Annotated in this window: 18 protein-coding genes; 11 read left to right on the top strand and 7 right to left on the bottom strand. The window is 73.2% G+C overall.

Annotated elements, in window-relative coordinates; all coding sequences use genetic code 11:
* Positions 1 to 110: 110 nt before the first annotated feature.
* The 4 genes from PSED_RS00730 to PSED_RS00715 all read left to right on the top strand — a co-directional run bounded on the left by PSED_RS00730 (position 111) and on the right by PSED_RS00715 (position 2994).
* Positions 111 to 611, top strand: a complete 501-nt coding sequence (locus PSED_RS00730; RefSeq protein ID WP_013672357.1) for a hypothetical protein — start codon at positions 111 to 113, stop codon at positions 609 to 611.
* A 67-nt stretch (positions 612 to 678) separates the two neighbouring features.
* The gene (locus tag PSED_RS00725) at positions 679 to 1455 is read left to right on the top strand and encodes a YcnI family copper-binding membrane protein (protein WP_013672356.1); all 777 of its coding nucleotides are present in this window, start codon (positions 679 to 681) and stop codon (positions 1453 to 1455) included.
* Positions 1452 to 2000 (top strand): copper resistance CopC family protein, encoded by a 549-nt coding sequence (locus tag PSED_RS00720; protein ID WP_013672355.1) that lies wholly within the window; start codon positions 1452 to 1454, stop codon positions 1998 to 2000. The genes PSED_RS00725 and PSED_RS00720 overlap by 4 nt, the downstream gene beginning before the upstream one ends.
* Before the next feature lie 13 nt (positions 2001 to 2013).
* Positions 2014 to 2994 (top strand): copper resistance D family protein, encoded by a 981-nt coding sequence (locus PSED_RS00715; protein WP_013672354.1) that lies wholly within the window; start codon positions 2014 to 2016, stop codon positions 2992 to 2994.
* A gap of 20 nt (positions 2995 to 3014) precedes the next feature.
* Here PSED_RS00715 and PSED_RS00710 read toward each other — a convergent pair whose 3' ends face one another.
* The 3 genes from PSED_RS00710 to PSED_RS00700 are packed head-to-tail and all read right to left on the bottom strand — an operon-like array spanning position 3015 to position 5568.
* Positions 3015 to 4427, bottom strand: coding sequence for a dihydrolipoyl dehydrogenase family protein (locus PSED_RS00710; protein ID WP_013672353.1), 1413 nt, complete (start codon positions 4425 to 4427; stop codon positions 3015 to 3017).
* Positions 4424 to 5080: an NAD(P)H-binding protein gene (locus PSED_RS00705; protein ID WP_013672352.1), complete on the bottom strand. Its 657-nt coding sequence runs from the start codon at positions 5078 to 5080 to the stop codon at positions 4424 to 4426. Before PSED_RS00705 ends, PSED_RS00710 begins: the two co-directional genes overlap by 4 nt.
* Before the next feature lie 11 nt (positions 5081 to 5091).
* On the bottom strand, positions 5092 to 5568 hold the full coding sequence (locus tag PSED_RS00700) for a DUF4442 domain-containing protein (RefSeq protein WP_233899256.1): 477 nt from the start codon (positions 5566 to 5568) through the stop codon (positions 5092 to 5094).
* Between the two features lie 72 nt (positions 5569 to 5640).
* Between PSED_RS00700 and PSED_RS00695 the strand changes: the two genes are divergently transcribed.
* From PSED_RS00695 to PSED_RS00670, 6 genes are all read left to right on the top strand, one after another.
* Positions 5641 to 7455 (top strand): AMP-dependent synthetase/ligase, encoded by a 1815-nt coding sequence (locus tag PSED_RS00695; protein WP_013672350.1) that lies wholly within the window; start codon positions 5641 to 5643, stop codon positions 7453 to 7455.
* A gap of 115 nt (positions 7456 to 7570) precedes the next feature.
* Complete coding sequence (locus tag PSED_RS00690; RefSeq protein WP_013672349.1) at positions 7571 to 7996, top strand: nuclear transport factor 2 family protein; 426 nt, start codon at positions 7571 to 7573, stop codon at positions 7994 to 7996.
* Between the two features lie 242 nt (positions 7997 to 8238).
* Positions 8239 to 9267 (top strand): NAD(P)-dependent alcohol dehydrogenase, encoded by a 1029-nt coding sequence (locus PSED_RS00685; protein ID WP_013672348.1) that lies wholly within the window; start codon positions 8239 to 8241, stop codon positions 9265 to 9267.
* 55 nt (positions 9268 to 9322) lie between these two features.
* Positions 9323 to 10387, top strand: coding sequence for an amidohydrolase family protein (locus PSED_RS00680; protein WP_013672347.1), 1065 nt, complete (start codon positions 9323 to 9325; stop codon positions 10385 to 10387).
* A 34-nt stretch (positions 10388 to 10421) separates the two neighbouring features.
* Positions 10422 to 11135: an iron-sulfur cluster assembly protein gene (locus PSED_RS00675; protein ID WP_013672346.1), complete on the top strand. Its 714-nt coding sequence runs from the start codon at positions 10422 to 10424 to the stop codon at positions 11133 to 11135.
* Between the two features lie 123 nt (positions 11136 to 11258).
* Positions 11259 to 11942 carry a haloacid dehalogenase type II gene (locus PSED_RS00670; RefSeq protein ID WP_013672345.1) on the top strand — a complete coding sequence of 228 codons (684 nt, stop codon included), beginning with the start codon at positions 11259 to 11261 and terminating at the stop codon, positions 11940 to 11942.
* Positions 11943 to 11964: 22 nt separating this feature from the next.
* Here PSED_RS00670 and PSED_RS00665 read toward each other — a convergent pair whose 3' ends face one another.
* Both PSED_RS00665 and PSED_RS00660 read right to left on the bottom strand, forming a co-directional pair.
* A complete protein-coding gene (locus PSED_RS00665) occupies positions 11965 to 12699 on the bottom strand; it encodes a class I SAM-dependent methyltransferase (RefSeq protein ID WP_049803268.1) in 735 nt (244 codons plus the stop codon).
* Positions 12700 to 12709: 10 nt separating this feature from the next.
* Complete coding sequence (locus PSED_RS00660) at positions 12710 to 13810, bottom strand: 5-methyltetrahydropteroyltriglutamate--homocysteine S-methyltransferase (RefSeq protein ID WP_013672344.1); 1101 nt, start codon at positions 13808 to 13810, stop codon at positions 12710 to 12712.
* 70 nt (positions 13811 to 13880) lie between these two features.
* On the opposite strand from PSED_RS00660, the gene PSED_RS00655 reads away from it, so the two are divergent.
* On the top strand, positions 13881 to 14726 hold the full coding sequence (locus PSED_RS00655; protein ID WP_041760243.1) for an LLM class F420-dependent oxidoreductase: 846 nt from the start codon (positions 13881 to 13883) through the stop codon (positions 14724 to 14726).
* A gap of 26 nt (positions 14727 to 14752) precedes the next feature.
* On the opposite strand, the gene PSED_RS00650 is transcribed toward PSED_RS00655, so the two are convergent.
* Positions 14753 to 15541, bottom strand: a complete 789-nt coding sequence (locus PSED_RS00650; RefSeq protein ID WP_013672342.1) for an IclR family transcriptional regulator — start codon at positions 15539 to 15541, stop codon at positions 14753 to 14755.
* 51 nt (positions 15542 to 15592) lie between these two features.
* Complete coding sequence (locus PSED_RS00645) at positions 15593 to 16165, bottom strand: carboxymuconolactone decarboxylase family protein (protein WP_013672341.1); 573 nt, start codon at positions 16163 to 16165, stop codon at positions 15593 to 15595.
* Positions 16166 to 16217: the final 52 nt, after the last annotated feature.

Below are 16217 nucleotides of genomic sequence, written 5' to 3'. Positions count from 1 at the left end.
GTGGACCCGTGAGGCGCGGCCACGGGACCCGTGCCGCGGTCCCGCGTACGCCGCGGTCGCACCGCGGTTCCCGCGGCGTGCGCCGTGACCACGCGGGACACGGCCCCGGGATGCGGAGCGCGCGCGGTGTCGCCGTCGCCTCCGCGAGTGCGCTGATCACCGGTCTCGGGCACGTCGCGGGCGGCGGCACGGTTCCCGACCTGGGCCTGCTCGTCGCGCTGTTCCCCCTGATCGCGGCCCTGATCATCGCGCTGGCCGACGCCTGCCGCGGCATCGTCGGGATGCTCGCGGTGCTCGCCGCGGGCCAGTTGGCGATGCACCAGACCATGGACGTCCTCGGGCACCACCAGGCCGCCACCGGCGGCCGGCCCTCGATGCTCGGGATGCACGTCGTCGCCACGATCGCGACCGGCCTGCTCATCCGCGACGCCGACCAGGTGCTCGCGGTCCTGCTCGGCTGGCTCGGGCGCGTCCTGCCCCGGCGCCTGACTCCCCCCGCGGCCGACCGGCCGCTGCCGACCCTCGCGGTCCCGTCGCCCGCCGTCCTCGGCGACGCGGCCCGGGCGCTGCTGGGCCCGCTGGCCCGTCGTGGTCCACCGATCCGGGTGTGAGCCGACCTTCACCACACCTCACCACCGCCTCCTGTCGCGGTGGCTTCCTCATCGGAGACCCCTACCCATGTTCAGTTCACTGCGCCGTACCGCCCTTCGCGGCGGCGTCGTCGCCGCGGTCGCCGCCGGAGTGGCGCTCGCCGCGGCCTCCCCGGCACTCGCGCACGTCACCGCCCAGCCGAGCACGGCCCAGCAGGGCGGCTACACCGTGATCAACTTCCGGGTGCCCACCGAGTCCGACACCGCGGGCACCGTCAAGCTCGAGGTGAGCTTCCCGACCGACCACCCGCTCACCTCGGCGCGCACGACGCCACAGCCCGGCTGGACCGCCACCGTCACCAAGGGCACCCTGCCGCAGCCGATCCAGCGCGACGGCGCCACGATCACCCAGGCCGTGACGACGGTGACCTGGACCGCACAGCCCGGCACCCGCATCGGGCCCGGTCAGTACATGGACTTCCCGCTCTCGGTCGGCCCGCTGCCCGACGACACGACCGGCCTCGTGTTCCCGGCGACGCAGACCTACGACGACGGCTCCGTCGTCAACTGGAACGAGATCCAGCGGCCCGGGGCGGCGGAGCCCGACCACCCGGCGCCCAGCATCACGCTGACCCCCGCGACGGGCGGCGGGCACGGCGGCCACGACGCGGCGGCCGCCGGTGGCACCGACGGCTCCTCCGCGGGGACGACCGACACGACGGCCCGCTGGCTCGGCGGCATCGGCCTGCTGCTCGGAGCCCTGGGGCTCGGACTCGGCGGCGGCGCGGTCCTGCGCAGCCGCCGTCCGAAGTCGCGCACCGGCGGCTCGGCCGCGGCGAAGGAGGAGAAGGTGACGACTCAGTGAGCCGCGCGGCACGGCTGGCGAGCCGCGCGGTCGCCGTGCTGGTCGCGGCCGGGCTGGCGCTGTTCCTCGGGGCCGGCCCGGCGTCGGCGCACGCCCAGCTCGAGGGCAGCGACCCGCCCGACGGGGCGAGCCTCGCCACCGGGCCGAGCAGCGTCACGATCCACTTCAGCGACAGCATGCAGGCCGGCTTCAACACCGTGACCGTCATCGGCCCCGACCACCTCGCCTACCAGCAGGGGCAGGTCACCGCGGCCAACGACTCGGTGACGACCGGCGTCATGCCGCTCGGGCCGGCCGGCCGGTACGAGATCGGCTACCGCGTGGTGTCCGACGACGGGCACCCCGTCCAGGGCAGCGTGTCGTTCACGCTCACCCGGCCCGGTCCGGGCAAGGGTGTGCCGATCGCGAACGCGCCGCAGGCCGCCGACGCCGCGCCGGGCGGCGACAGCGGGTCAGGTGGGGCGCCGGTGTGGCCGTGGATCGTCGGCGCCGTCGTGCTGGTCGCCGGCGGCGTCGCGCTCGCGCTGCGGCTGGGCCGCAGCTGAGGAGCGGCAGCCGATGAACAGGGCGGCCGCGAGGTCCGGCTCCACGTCCCGGTTGCTGCCGGTGTTGTGGGCCGGCCTCGCGGTCGCCGTCGCCGTGGTCGCGGGCGTGCTGGCCGACGCCCTGAGCAGCTCGACGTTCCCACTGCGGGTCGCCACGGAGGTGACCCGGTCCGCCATGGACGTGGCCGGGATCGCCTGCGTCGGGATGGGCCTGCTCTCGGCGCTGCTGCGCACCACGGGGGTCGCGGAGCGCGACCACGAGACCCTCGACCGACGGCTCGACCGTTCGATCGTCGTCGTCGGCGGCGTGTGGGTGGTGGTCGTGTTGTGCGACATCGCCTTCCGGGCCGCCGACGCCTACGACGTGCCGGTCGGCGCTCTCGGTGGCGGCGAGCTCGTGCACTGGGCGACGTCGCTGGCGTCGGGCCGCGGGCTCGTCCTGACGGCGGCATGCGTGCTGGTCGTCGTCGGCTGCGCGACCGCCCGGCTGCTGCGCGCCGACGCCGTCCCGCCGCGCGCGGCGCTCGTCGCGGCACTGCTCGGCCTGCTCACCCCGGCGGTGACGGGCCACGCGGGCACCGCGTCCGACCACGAGCTGGCGGTCATCATGTCGGCGCTGCACGTCGCGGCCGCGTCGGCGTGGGTCGGCGGGCTCGGCGCCGTGCTGGTGTTCCTCGGCGGGCGGCGCGCGCTGCTCGATCCGGTGCTGCCGCGGTTCTCCCGGCTCGCGACGTTCTGCATCGTCGGCGTCGGCGTCACCGGGGTGCTGAACGCGCTGCTGCGCCTGCCCGGGCTCGGCGCCCTGTTCACGACGGGCTACGGCTGGCTGGTCGTCGCCAAGGTCGTGCTGCTCGCGGTGCTCGCGGTGCTCGGCAACGCCGCCCGGGTCCGGCTCGCCACCGGACGGCTCCCGGTGCTGAGGTGGGCCGCGGTGGAGGTGACGGTGATGGCCATGGCCATCGGCGTCGCCGCGGCACTGACCCAGACGGCGTGAACACCTGCGGTGAGTGGCGATCAGCCCGCCGCGTTCGAGCGGTAGGTCTCCAGCAGCCGCAGCCAGACCTCGCTGATCGTCGGGAACGATGGGACCGCGTGCCACAGCCGCGCCAGCGGCACCTCCCCGACCACGGCGACCGTGGCGGCGTGCACCAGCTCCGCGACGTCCTGCCCGACGAACGTGGCGCCGACGAGCACCTCCCGCTCGGTGTCGACGACCATCGTCGCGCTGCCGGAGTAGCCGTCGGCATGCAGCGACGACCCGGCGACGGCGATGTCGATCTCGACGACGCGCACCGGGAGGCCCGCGTCGCGGGCGCGCGCGGCGGTCAGCCCGACCGACGCGACCTCCGGGTCGGTGAACACGACCTGCGGGACGGCGGCGTGGTCGGCCGTCGCGGAGTGCTCGCCCCACGGCCCGGTGTCGAGCGGCGCGCCCTGCGCGCGGGCGGCGATCGCGGCGCCGACGATCCGCGCCGCGTACTTCCCCATGTGCGTCAAGGGAGCCCGGCCGGTGACGTCGCCCGCGGCGTAGAGCCAGCCGCCCTCGACCCCGTCGACCAGCCCGGAGTCGTCCACGGCCAGCGGCTTGCCGGGTTCGAGGCCGACCGTGTCGACGCCGAGGTCGCCGGTGTTGGGCCGCCTGCCGGTGGCGACGAGCAGCGCGTCGACCTCGACGCGCTCGCCCCCGAGGTGCAGGACGACGGCGCCGCCGGGGCCGGGCGAGACGGCGTCGAGACCCTGGCCGAGCCGGACGTCGATGCCCTCCTCCCGCATCGCGGCCGCGACCCGCTCGCCGGCGGCGGGCTCGGCGGCGGGCAACAACCGCGACCCGACGTCGACGAGCGTGACCCGCGACCCGAGCCGGCAGAACGCCTGCGCCAGCTCGCAGCCGACGACCCCGCCGCCCAGCACCCCGAACCGTGCGGGCACCTCCGACGCGTTCGTGGCCTCCCGGGAACCCCAGGTGCGCACGGAGTCCAGCCCCTCGACGGGCGGCCGGACCGGGACGCTGCCCGTCGCGACGACGACGGCGTGCCGGGCCCGCAGCACCCGGTCACCGACCCGGACGGCCCGCTCGCCGTCGAGCCGTCCGGTGCCGCGGACGACGGTGATGCCCGCGCCCTCGGCCCACTCGACCTGGCTCGCGTCGTCGAGGTCGTGGACGAACTCGTCGCGGCGGGCGAGCACCGCGGCCGGGTCCAGGTCGGCCCGCACCCCGGGCAGCCGCCGGGCCGCGGCGACGGCCTGTCCGGTACGCAGCAGCGCCTTGGACGGGATGCACGCCCAGTACGAGCACTCGCCGCCGACGCGCTCGGCCTCGACCAGGGCGGCAGTCAGCCCGTTACGGACGGCGTAGTCGGCGGCGTTCTCGCCCGTCGGACCGGCCCCGATGACGACGACGTCGAACTCGTCGGCCCCGGCGGTCATCGGACGGCCGCCGCGACGGCGTCGGCGATCGGGACGTCGCCGCCGACGACCTCCAGCACCGACCCGGCGCTCGCGGCGGTGTCGAGCAGTGCGGCCAGCACCGCGGCGGTGTCGTCGCGTGTCACCTCGCCGTACCCCACGCTCGGTCCGAGCGTGACCTTGCCGGTGCCGGCGTCGTCGGTCAGCCGGCCGGGCCGCAGGATCGTCCACTCCAGGTCGGTGGCCCGCAGGGCGTCCTCGGCGGCCTTCTTGGCACGCAGGTACGCGACCCACACCTCACCGCGCCCTGGATCGGGCTCGGCGTCGAGGCCCATCGCCGAGACGAGCAGGTAGCGCCGCACCCCGGCGCGGGAGGCGGCGTCGGCCAGCAGCGTGGCCGCGGCCCGGTCGACGGTGTCCTTGCGCGCGGCGCCGCTGCCCGGGCCGGCGCCCGCGGCGAAGACGACCGCGTCGGCGCCGGTCAGGTGCCCGGCGAGCTCGTCGGCGTCCGCCCGTTCGAGATCGAGCACGACGGCCGAGGCACCGGCGGCCGCCACGTCGTCGACGTGGGCGGGGTTGCGCACCACGCCCACGACCTCGTCACCACGCGCGGCCAGCAACGTCGCCAGCCGCAACGCGATCTGTCCATGCCCTCCGGCGATCACGATGCGCACGGCGCGCGACGCTAGTCCCCCTGCGGCGCGGACGCGCGGTCGCGCACCGGCTTGAGCGTCCACACCACCGTGACGGTCGCGCAGTCCTTCCCCTGGCCGTCACGGACCGTGACGTCGACGGTGAACTCCGGGCGCGTGCCCGCGTCCAGCTCGGCCAGCACCTCGGCGGCCGGGCGCGCGAGTACCGCCTCGGCCGTCAGCGGGCCCCTCGCCAGCGCGCGGTAGTGGATCGTCGAGGTGACGACGAGCGGCACCGCCCGCTCGGCCGTCGCGCCGAAGGCGGCGAGCCCGACCGCGCCCGACGCCGTCTCGGCCAGCCCGAAGATCATCGCCGCGTGCGGGCCGCCGACGTGGTTGTGCAGTTCGGGCCGGTCGGGCAGCCGGCAGACCGCGCGCGTCGCCTCGACCTCGTCGACCACGACGCCGCTGCTGTGCACCCACGGGACGCCGCTGTCCAGCGCGTCGGCCACCCAGTCGAAGTCGCTCACACGGCGGCATATTACTGGCTGGTAAGGCTGGTAGGTTCCCTCCACCGAAACGGACATAAGGGGAGCCGGGAGATGACCGCTACGGCGTCCGCCGCTCCGAGCGTCGCCCGGATGTTCCACGACCGGGTCCACGCCTCGGCCGACCGCGAGGCCTTCCGCGTCCCCGAGTCCGACGGCACCTGGCGCGCGATCACCTGGGGCGAGACGGGCGAACGCGTCGGCCGGCTCGCGGCGGGGCTCATCGCGCTCGGTGTCGAGGCGGGCGACCGCGTCGCGATCATGGCCGGCACCCGCTACGAGTGGATCGTCGCCGACCTCGCCATCATGTGCGCGGGCGCGGCGACCACGACCGTCTACCCGACGACGGGCGCGCCCGACGTCGCGTTCATCCTGGCCGACTCCGGCAGCCGCGTCGTGTTCGCCGAGGACGAGACCCAGGTCGCGAAGCTGCGTGCGCACCGCGACGAGCTGCCCGACGTCGGCGTCGTCGTGCTCCTCGACGGCACCCCCGAGGACGACGACGACTGGGTGATCACGGTCACCGACCTCGCCGCCCGCGGCCGGGCGCTCACCGAGACCTCGCCCGACGCCGTGGCCGACCGCATCGACGGCATCTCCCCCGACGACCTGGCCACGCTGATCTACACCTCCGGCACAACCGGCCGCCCGAAGGGAGTGCGGCTGCCGCAGAAGGCCTGGACCTATCAGGGCGACGCGCTCACCAAGCTCGACCTGTGCCGTCCCGACGACCTGCAGTACCTGTGGCTCCCGCTCGCCCACTCGTTCGGCAAGGTCCTGCTCGCGGCACAGCTCGCGATCGGCTTCACCACGGCGGTCGACGGGCGCGTCGACCGGATCGTCGAGAACATGGCGGTCGTGCGGCCGACGATGATGGCCGCCGCACCCCGCATCTTCGAGAAGGCGCACGCCCGCATCGTCACCACGATCGCCGCCGAGGGCGGGCCGAAGGCCACGCTGTTCACCTGGGCGATGTCGGTGGGCCGCAAGGTGAGCGACCTGAAGCTGGCCGGCAGGCGCGTGCCGCCGCTGCTCGCCGCGCAGCACCGGCTGGCCGACGCGCTGGTCCTGTCGAAGATCCGCGCCCGCTTCGGCGGCCGGGTCCGCTTCTTCATCTCCGGTTCCGCGGCACTGGCCCCGGACCTCGCGCACTGGTTCCACGCAGCCGGCGTCCTCATCCTCGAGGGCTACGGGATGACCGAGAACGCGGCGGGCGGGGCGGTCAACGAGCTGAGCCGGTACCGGATCGGCACGGTCGGACACCCGTTGCCCGGCACGGAGATCACGATCGCCGACGACGGCGAGGTCCTGCTGCGCAGCCCCAGCGTCATGACCGGCTACCACAACCTGCCCGACCAGACCGCCGAGGCGCTCGACGCCGACGGCTTCCTGCACACCGGCGACATCGGCGAGCTCGACGCCGACGGCTACCTGAAGATCACCGACCGCAAGAAGGACCTGTTCAAGACCTCCGGCGGCAAATACGTCGCGCCACAGCCGATCGAGGGCCGGCTGCTGGCGGTGTGCCCGTACGTCAGCCAGGCCGTCGTGCACGGCGACGGACGCAACTACTGCACGGCCCTGCTCACCCTCGACGCCGACGCGCTGCGCGGCTGGGCCGCGAACAACGGGCTGGCCGGCCGCGAGCACGCGGAGCTGGTAGCGTCGCCCGAGGTGCACGCACTCGTGCAGGGCTACGTCGACGAGCTCAACGCGAAGCTCAACCGCTGGGAGACGATCAAGAAGTTCACGATCCTCGACCGCGAGCTCACCGTCGACGACGGCGAGCTGACGCCGAGCATGAAAATCCGGCGCAAGGACGTCGAGCGGCTCCACCGCGACGCGCTGGACGCCCTCTACGAGAGCTGACGCCCGGCCGACCTGCGTGTCCTCGATCTGCGCCGGTTGATCGCGTCCTCAATAGGAGCATAAGCTCGTATTTCTTTCGAGCAGCCCGGCTGATCGCGACGAGGAGAGTGCACGAATGAGCGACGAGAAGGTCGTGGCCGCCCTGCGGGCGGCGTTCACCGGATACGAGAAGAACGACTTCGGCCCGATGATCGGCCTGCTCGCCGACGACTTCCGGTTCGAGATGTCGGACTCGCTGCCCTACGGCGGGGTGTTCACCGGGCGCGCGGAGTTCGAGGGCTGGTGGGCCCACGTCAACGCGAAGTGGCAGTACTTCCGCTACGAGGCGCACGAGATCGCCGAGGCGGGCGACACCATCGCCGTCCCGGTGCGGACCGACGCGCTCTCGCCCGACGGCATCCGCATGCAGAACGAGCACATGTTCCTGTTCACGGTGCACGACGGGCAGATCGTCTTCTGCCGGCTCTACGCCGACACCGCACGCGGCCGCGACGTGATGGCGGGCAGGGAGCCGCAACGGTTCGCACGTTCCACCTCCTGATCACCCGCCCCCTGGATCTTCAGGGGTGCACCCGGGCCCGGCCGACCTCGTCGCGCCGGGCCCTTTGCGTCTCCACACCCCCGGTGAACTGGGCCAACACCATTTTGCGGCCCCGTGACGGCGGGCAGGTGTCTCATGCCCGATCAGTCCGTTTTCTCGCTCCGTGGAATCCGACCCCTTGTGACGTGCTGCACGCCGCAATGGAATCGGGGCCAGTCCCCGAGACCAAGGGAGGTACGGGCGTGAAGGCCGTCCGGGTGCACGAGTACCACTCCGACCCGAAGATCGACGACATCCCCGAGCCCACGCTGCAGGGACCCCTCGACGTCATCGTCAAGATCGGTGGCGCAGGGGTCTGCCGGACCGACCTGCACATCATCAACGGCGACTGGGCCGAGGCCATGGGCCCCGAGCTGCCGTACGTGATCGGCCACGAGAACGCCGGCTGGGTAGAGGCCGTCGGCGAGGGTGTCACCAACGTCGCCGTGGGCGACACCGTCATCCTGCATCCGCAGCCGTCGTGCGGGCTGTGCCTGCCCTGCCGGCGCGGTCGCGACATGCAGTGCGAGAACGCGTTCTTCCCCGGCCTGTCGAACAACGACGGCGGCATGGCGGAGTACCTGCGCACCACCGCGCGGGCCTGCATCAAGCTCGACCCGAGCACCAACCCGGCCGACGTCGCCGCACTGGCCGACGCCGGCATCACCGCCTACCACGCGGTCCGCAAGGCGGTGCCGGACCTCTACCCCGGCACCACAGCCGTCGTGCAGGGTGCGGGCGGCCTCGGCCACATCGCCATCCAGGCGCTCGCGGCCATCACCGGCACCCGGATCGTCGTCGTCGACAGGAACCCCGACGCGCTCGCCCTCGCGAAGCAGATCGGTGCCGACGAGACCGTCCTCGCCGACGGCAACCAGGTCGATGCCGTCAAGGACATCACCAACGGGCGCGGCGGCGACGTGGTGTTCGACTTCGTCGCCGAGCAGGGCGCCGAGCTCGACGCCTGGCAGATGACCGCGCCCGCCGGTTCGCAGTACATCCTGGGCTACGGCGGCACGTTCACCGCGCCGACGCTCGACTTCGTCGGCGGCGAGAAGAACGTCATCGGCAACATCGTCGGGACCTACGCCGACCTGACCGAGCTGATGGTCCTGGCCCAGGCGGGCAAGGTCACGCTGCACACCAAGAAGTACCCGCTCGATGCGGCGCTCGACGCGCTGCACGACCTCGACGCCGGTCGTGTCCGCGGCCGGGCGATCCTCGTTCCGTGAACTCCTGACCAGCGGCAAACCCAGCGCTGACGCTGAGAGGAAAGGACCACCACACATGTACGAGAAGGATGGCGAGAAGTACTTCGTCGTCGACTCACACAGTCACTTCTGGGACGCGTCCAAGGAGAACTGGGTCGAGGGCAAGGAGCAGTACGCCAAGGGTTGGATCGACTGCTTCTACGGCTACCACCAGCTCGGCCCGCCCGAGACCCACTGGGACTGGGAGAAGTACCTCAAGGTCACGCCCGAGGACTTCGAGCGCGACATGTTCATCGAGGGCCACGTCGACTACGCGATCTTCCAGTCGACGTACCTCAAGGAGTGGTACAAGGACGGCTTCAACACCGCCGACCAGAACGCCGCGCTCCTCGAGCGCTGGGGCGACAAGCTGATCGTCAACGGTCGCTTCGACCCGCGTGAGGGCGACGCCGGGCTCCGGCAGCTCGAGGCGGACGTCGCGAAGTACAAGCACAAGGGCGTCAAGCTCTACACCGCGGAGTGGAACGGCGACTCCCGCGGCTACAAGCTGACCGACCCGGAGGCCTACCGCTTCCTGCAGGCCGCGCAGGACCTGGGCGTCAAGAACGTCCACGTCCACAAGGGCCCGACGATCTGGCCGCTCGACAAGGACGCGTTCGACGTCGCCGACGTCGACCACGCCGCGACCGACTTCCAGGGCCTCAACTTCATCGTCGAGCACGTCGGCCTCCCGCGCATCGAGGACTTCTGCTTCATGGCGGTGCAGGAGCCCAACGTCTACGCCGGCCTGTCGGTCGTCGTCGGCGGCCTGATGCACGCCCGTCCCAAGTTCTTCGCCAAGGTCATGGGCGAGCTGCTGTTCTGGGTCGGCGAGGACAAGATGCTCTTCGGTGGCGACTACAACATCTGGACGCCGAAGTGGCAGGTCGAGGGCCTGGTCGACTGGCAGATGCCCGACGACGACCAGTTCGCCGACTACCCGCGCCTCACCACCGCGTCGAAGAAGAAGATCCTCGGCCTCAACGCCGCCAAGCTGTACGACATCCCCGTCCCGGCCGAGCTCCAGCTGCCGACCGAGGCCGGCGAGAGCATGCAGCCGGGCGAGGAGCTCGTCGAGGGCACGGCGGGTGCGCAGGCATGATCCGCGCTGACGTGCTCGTCCCCGCGGAGGCGCAATGATTACTGCCCCTGAGGGGGTCTCGCCCGAGATCTGGGCCGCGTTGGACACGGTGCTCGACCCGGAACTCGACGAGCCCATCACCGGACTCGACTTCGTCGAGTCGTGCACCGTGTCCCACGGGCCCGACGGGGACGTCGTCTCCGTGGGGCTTCGGTTGCCCACGTTCTTCTGTGCGCCGAACTTCTCGTTCCTGATGGTCGCCGACGCGTACGACGCGGTGTCGGCGGTCCCGGGAGTGGCGCGCGCAGAGGTGACGCTGGCCGACCACCACGCGTCCGAGGAGATCAACGGCGGGGTCGCGGCACACGCGGGCTTCGTCGGGACCTTCACCGGGGAGGCGACGGCGGAGCTCGACGAGCTGCGCCGCACGTTCCTCACGAAGGCCTCGGTCGCGGGTCAGGACCGGCTCGCGCGACCGTTGGTCGACGCGGGGGCGGGACCCGACGAGCTGGCGTCGGCGACGCTGGGTGAACTTCCCGAGTCCGACGAGCTGACCCGGCTGCGCCGGCGACGCGCGGCGATCGGGCTGCCCTACGACGACGACGCACCGCTGCTCGTGCATCCCGACGGCAGCAGGGTGACCTCGGAACAGGTGCCGCTGCACCTGCGCCGGGCCCGGCTGCAGCGCGTCGGGATCGAGACGAACGGCGAGTACTGCAAGAGCCTCCTGGCTCTCCGGTACGCACCCGGGGCGGCCACCGCGCCCTGAGGGTGACGAGGAACGGCCCCGGTCAAGCCTGACCGGGGCCGTTTCCGTATTGCCCGGTCACCCGGCTCCTCCTGTGCGCGCGGCGCCCGCGGGCCGCCGCACCCGGCGGCTAGGGTCGGAGGCGTGGACGTCCGCGCGCTGGTGTTCGACGTGTTCGGGACGGTCGTCGACTGGCGCTCCGGCGTCGCGCGGGAGGTGGCGCGGCTACTGCCCGACGTCGACGACCCGCACGAACTGGCCGACGACTGGCGCGGCCGCTACCAGCCCTCGATGGAGGAGGTCCGCAGCGGGCGCCGCCCCTGGACGATCCTCGACGTCCTGCATCGCGAGTCCCTCGACGCGCTGCTCGCCGAGCGCGGACTCGACCCGCCCGACACCGTCCGCGCGGAGCTGGTGCTGGCCTGGCACCGCCTCGACCCCTGGCCCGACGCCGTCGAGGGACTGACCCGGCTCAAGGCCCGCTTCACGATCGGCCCGATGTCCAACGGCAACGTCGCGCTGTTGGTCGACATGGCCAAGCGGGCCGGGCTGCCGTGGGACGTCGTCCTCGGCGCCGAGGTGGCCCGGCACTACAAGCCCGATCCCGGCGCCTACGACTCCGCGCCCGCGCTGCTGGCCCTGCGTCCGGAGCAGGTGGGCATGGTCGCGGCGCACGTCGACGACCTGGTCGCCGCCCGCGCCCGCGGCCTCACGACGTTCTACGTCCACCGGCCCGACGAGTTCGGCGGCCGCGTCGTCCCGCCCGCGACCGACCCGGACGCCGCCCTCACGGTGTCGTCGTTCACGGAGCTGGCCGACCTCTTGTGAGCGCCGATCGTCGCCCGGGCGACTATCGCCGCTCACGACGCGCCGTCAGGACGCGGAACAGGTTCTCCAGGCGGTAGCCACCGTCGTCCTGCCGGAACCGCGCCATGCCCTCCAGGACCGCGGTGCGCACGCCGCCGGGGCCCGCGCGGCGCGCGGCCGTGCGGCCCATCGCGGAGTCGATCACGGGGCCGGCCAGCTCGTCGTCGTCGGCGTAGTCGAACGGGCACACGACCTCCTCGACCGCGTCCACCCGCAGACCCGCCATGTCGACGAGCTTGGCCAGCCGGTCGGGCTCGGTCAGCGGCGGCGGTCCGCCCGGCCGGGGCGGGCGCGGCGGCAGCAGCCCGGCGAGCGCGTCGCCGAACGCACGCACGTCGCACTCCTCTTCCCGGCCCCACACCGTCACGACGACCGTCCCGGACGGCCGCACGACCCGCGCCGCCTCCCGCAGGGCCGCCAGCGGGTTGGCGACGTGGGTCAGCACCTGCACGAGCACGACCGCGTCGACCGACGAGGCCGGGACCGCGAGATCGTGTGCGTCGCCGACGGCGAAGGAGCCCTCCGGCACCCGCCGGGCGGCCGCCGCGACCGCGCCGGTATCGACGTCGAGCCCCGTGACGGCGTGCCCGCGGTCGACCGCCGCGCGGGCGAACTCCCCTGCGCCGCAACCGACGTCGAGCACCGTCGCACCCGCGGGCAGGGCGTCGAGCACCCGCGCGTACAACGGCGTTCCCCAGCCCTGCGGCCCGTCCGACATACCGCCGAACCTAGCCCCAGACGTCGCGCGCCACGTCGACGATCAGCCGCAGCTTCGCAACCTGCTCGTCGTAGGTGAGGACGTTGCCCTCGACCGTCGAGGAGAACCCGCACTGCGGCGAGAGGCACAGCTGGTCCAGCGGGACGTACTTGGCCGCCTCGTCGATGCGCCGCTTGAGGTCGTCGGGGTTCTCCAGCGCGCCGCGCTTGCTCGTGACGAGCCCCAGCACCACCCGCTTGCCCGGCGGGACGAAGCGCAGCGGCTCGAACCCGCCCGAACGCTCGTCGTCGAACTCGCAGAAGAAGCCGTCGACGTCCAGCTCGCCGAACAACGCCTCGGCGACGTAGTCGTACCCGCCCTCGGCCGCCCAGCTGGAGCGGTAGTTGCCGCGGCACATGTGGGTGGTGATCCGCATGCCCTCGGGCCGGCCGGCGACGGCGGCGTTGATCTGACGGATGTAGCGCAGGTGGTCGGCGTCCCCGTGGGCGGCGCGTTCGGCGGGGTCGTTGAGGTAGGCGAGGCTCGTGTCGTCGAGCTGCAGGTAGCGGCAGCCCAGCTCCCCGACCGCCGCGATCTCGGCGGCGTACGCCGCGGAGAGGTCGGCCCAGAACTCCTCGATGTCGGGGTACACCGAGCGGTCGATCGCGGCCGTCCCGCCGCGGTAGTGGACCATGCTCGGCGACGGGATCGTCAGCTTCGCGGTGGTGGTCGTCGTGAGGCCGGCGAGGAAGCGGAAGTCGTCGGCGAAGATGGGCTCGTCGAGGCGGACCTTCCCGTCGATCGCCAGCCCGGCCGAGGTGAACGCGCCCTCGCCCTCGGCGTTGACCATGCGGACCCGGATCCGCTCGTCGGTCTTGGAGATGCCGCCGAGCCGGTAGATGAAGTCCATGTGCCAGGACGTGCGGCGGAACTCGCCGTCGGTCGCCGTCTGCAGCCCGACGTCCTCCTGCATCGCGACGACGTCGCGGATCGCGGCGTCCTCCACCGCGCGCAGGCCCGCGTCGTCGAGCCGGCCGGCGGCGTGGTCGTCACGGGCCTCGAGCAGGGCGCGTGGGCGAAGCAGGCTGCCGACGTGATCGGCCCGGAAGGGAGGCTCGGCCAACGGTGTCATGACCGGCACGCTAGCGCCGGTGCGTGAGGTCGCGCTGCAGCCGTTTTCGTTGGATGGAAGGCTCGTCCGCGTGCAGATCGGCATCGTGACCTTCCTGACCGACTACGGCGTCGAGCCGGTGGACCTCGCCCGCGCGGTCGAGGAGCGTGGCTTCGAGTCCCTCTTCCTCACCGAGCACACCCACATCCCCACCTCGCGAGAGTCGCCGTGGCCCGGCGGGGGTGACCTGCCGGAGCGCTACTCCCACACCTACGACCCGTTCGTCGCCATCGGTGCGATGGCCACGGTGACGGAACGGATCGTGCTCGGCACGGCCGTCTCGCTCATCAACCAGCACCACCCCCTCAACCTCGCCAAGCAGGTCGCGAGCGTCGACCGGATCGCGAAGGGCCGCTTCGAGTTCGGCGTCGGGCCGGGCTGGAACCGCGAGGAGATGGCCAACCACGGCGTCGACCCGCGCAGCCGCACCGCGCGGATGCTGGAGATGCTCGAGGCGCTGAAGGCCGTCTGGACCATGGACGAGGCCGAGTACCACGGCAAGTTCGTCGACTTCGACCCGATCTGGTCCTGGCCCAAGCCGACGCGGGTGCCCCCGATCCTGATCGGCGGCGGCGGCCCCTCGGTGCTCGACCGCGTCCTCGACCACGGCGACGGCTGGATCCCGCTGCGGGTACCGGTCGACGGCCTCGTCGAGTTCGGCGAACGGGTCAAGGAGCTGCAGCGCCGCGCGGCCGACGCGGGCCGCGGCCACATCCCGGTGACGATGTACGGCGGCGCGAAGCGGGCCGACGCGCTGCGCGGCTACGCCGACAACGGCGTCGACCGCGTGCTCTTCGAGCTCGCCGACCACAGCGGCCCCGGCGCGCGCGACGCGGCGCTGGCCGAGCTGGACGAGCTCGCCGCACTGGGCGGCTGACTCGGGCAGGGGTGTGGGCGGCCGGCTCAGGGGGCGTGCGCGGCGCCCGACCCCACCACCAGCGCGCGTGACGCCCGCACCGCCGCGACCCGGACCGCGTCCTCGAGGTCCCAGCGGCGGGCGCCGAAGTCCGAGCGCGCCACCACGACGCCGATCGCGGCCGACGTGTCGCCGCCCGGCCCGCGCACCGGCACCGCGACCCCGGCGACGCCGCGCTCGTACTCCTCGACCTCGACGGCCGCCCCCGCCGAGCGGATGCGCATCAGCTCGCGGTCGAGCGCACGCCGGTCGGGCAGTGTGCGGCGGGTGCTGCGGGCCAGGCCCCCGTGCGCGACGACGGCGGCCAGCCGCGGGCCGTCCAGGCCGGCGAGGAGCACCTTCCCGCCCGCCGTGGCGTGCGCGGGGACGGGTTCGCCCGCGCGCAGCCCCGGCCCGGGATGGGCACCGCACTGCTCGACGTGCGCGATCACGACGTCGACGTCGCGGAACGTCGCGAGGTACGACGCGGCGCGGGCGTCGGCGTGCAGCTCCTGCAGGATCGCGACGACCGCCGGGTGGGGCACGACCTGCGCCGTCAGTACGGCGTGCAGCTCCGCGACGCGGTAGCCGAGCCCGTAGCCGCGCACGTCCTGCATCCGGACGAGGTAGCCCTCCTCGACCAGCGTGGCGAGCACCCGGTAGATCGTCGGGAGCGGGCTGCCGAGCCTGCGCGCGATCGCCTTGGCGGTGACCCCGTCGCCCGCCGCGGCCACGGCGTCGACCACGCGCAACGCGCGCAGCACGGAGCTGCCGGCGCTCGCCTCCTCACGTGCCACGACTGACAGTCTCGGATACCCGGACGGCCCGCGCATTGCGCCGATCGGGGGTCACGTGACCCGGAACACCCGCATCTGCAGGGCGAGCGTCGCGTAGTAGCCGACGAGTGTCGTCAGCTCGAACAGATCGGCCTCACCCAACGTCGAGACCGCCGCCGTGTACTGCTCGTCGTCGAGGTCCCCGGTGCTGACGAGCGCCCGGGCCGTGGCCAGCACGCAGGCCTCGCGGGGGTCGTCGAGCACGGGACCGTCGAACGCCGGGCCCTTGGCGCGCAGCGCGGCGAGCTCGGCGTCGGCGAGCCCGGCGGTACGGCCGGCCGCCTCGTGCGCGTGCTGCTCGAACGCCGACTCCCAGTGCGCGGCGACGACCAGGATCGCCATCTCGCGCTCCCTGCCGCTGAGGGACCCGCGATAGCGGATGCCGGCGCCGAGGCGCTGCAGCGCGTCGCCGATCCCGGGCGCCCGCAGCATGGCTTCGAACGGGCCGCGCAGCGCGCCGGACTCGTCCGTGATCGGCGCGGCCGCCGTGGAGCCCGGTCCCCGGCGTGAGCTGACGATCTCCTCGTACAGCCGTTTCTGCTCGTCGTCCATGTCGGCGGGGCGCAGGCCGGTGAGTCGCGACAAGGTGTCTCCTTCGCTCGCGGGGTGTGGCGCCCAGCATCGCTCACGACGGCAC

The sequence above is a fragment of the Pseudonocardia benzenivorans CB1190 genome (genome assembly GCF_000196675.2).
GTDB classification, from domain to species: Bacteria; Actinomycetota; Actinomycetes; order Mycobacteriales; family Pseudonocardiaceae; genus Pseudonocardia; species Pseudonocardia benzenivorans.
This window is presented reverse-complemented; position numbering and strand designations above follow the sequence as displayed.

Bases quoted from the DNA above. Each gene is read 5' to 3' on its own strand.
- PSED_RS00725 (WP_013672356.1), top strand. From the start codon at position 679: ATGTTCAGTTCACTGCGCCGTACCGCCCTTCGCGGCGGCGTCGTCGCC.
- PSED_RS00680 (WP_013672347.1), top strand. From the start codon at position 9,323: ATGTACGAGAAGGATGGCGAGAAGTACTTCGTCGTCGACTCACACAGT.
- PSED_RS00730 (WP_013672357.1), top strand. From the start codon at position 111: ATGCGGAGCGCGCGCGGTGTCGCCGTCGCCTCCGCGAGTGCGCTGATC.
- PSED_RS00690 (WP_013672349.1), top strand. From the start codon at position 7,571: ATGAGCGACGAGAAGGTCGTGGCCGCCCTGCGGGCGGCGTTCACCGGA.
- PSED_RS00660 (WP_013672344.1), bottom strand. From the start codon at position 13,810: ATGACACCGTTGGCCGAGCCTCCCTTCCGGGCCGATCACGTCGGCAGC.
- PSED_RS00710 (WP_013672353.1), bottom strand. From the start codon at position 4,427: ATGACCGCCGGGGCCGACGAGTTCGACGTCGTCGTCATCGGGGCCGGT.
- PSED_RS00665 (WP_049803268.1), bottom strand. From the start codon at position 12,699: ATGTCGGACGGGCCGCAGGGCTGGGGAACGCCGTTGTACGCGCGGGTG.
- PSED_RS00675 (WP_013672346.1), top strand. From the start codon at position 10,422: ATGATTACTGCCCCTGAGGGGGTCTCGCCCGAGATCTGGGCCGCGTTG.
- PSED_RS00695 (WP_013672350.1), top strand. From the start codon at position 5,641: ATGACCGCTACGGCGTCCGCCGCTCCGAGCGTCGCCCGGATGTTCCAC.
- PSED_RS00715 (WP_013672354.1), top strand. From the start codon at position 2,014: ATGAACAGGGCGGCCGCGAGGTCCGGCTCCACGTCCCGGTTGCTGCCG.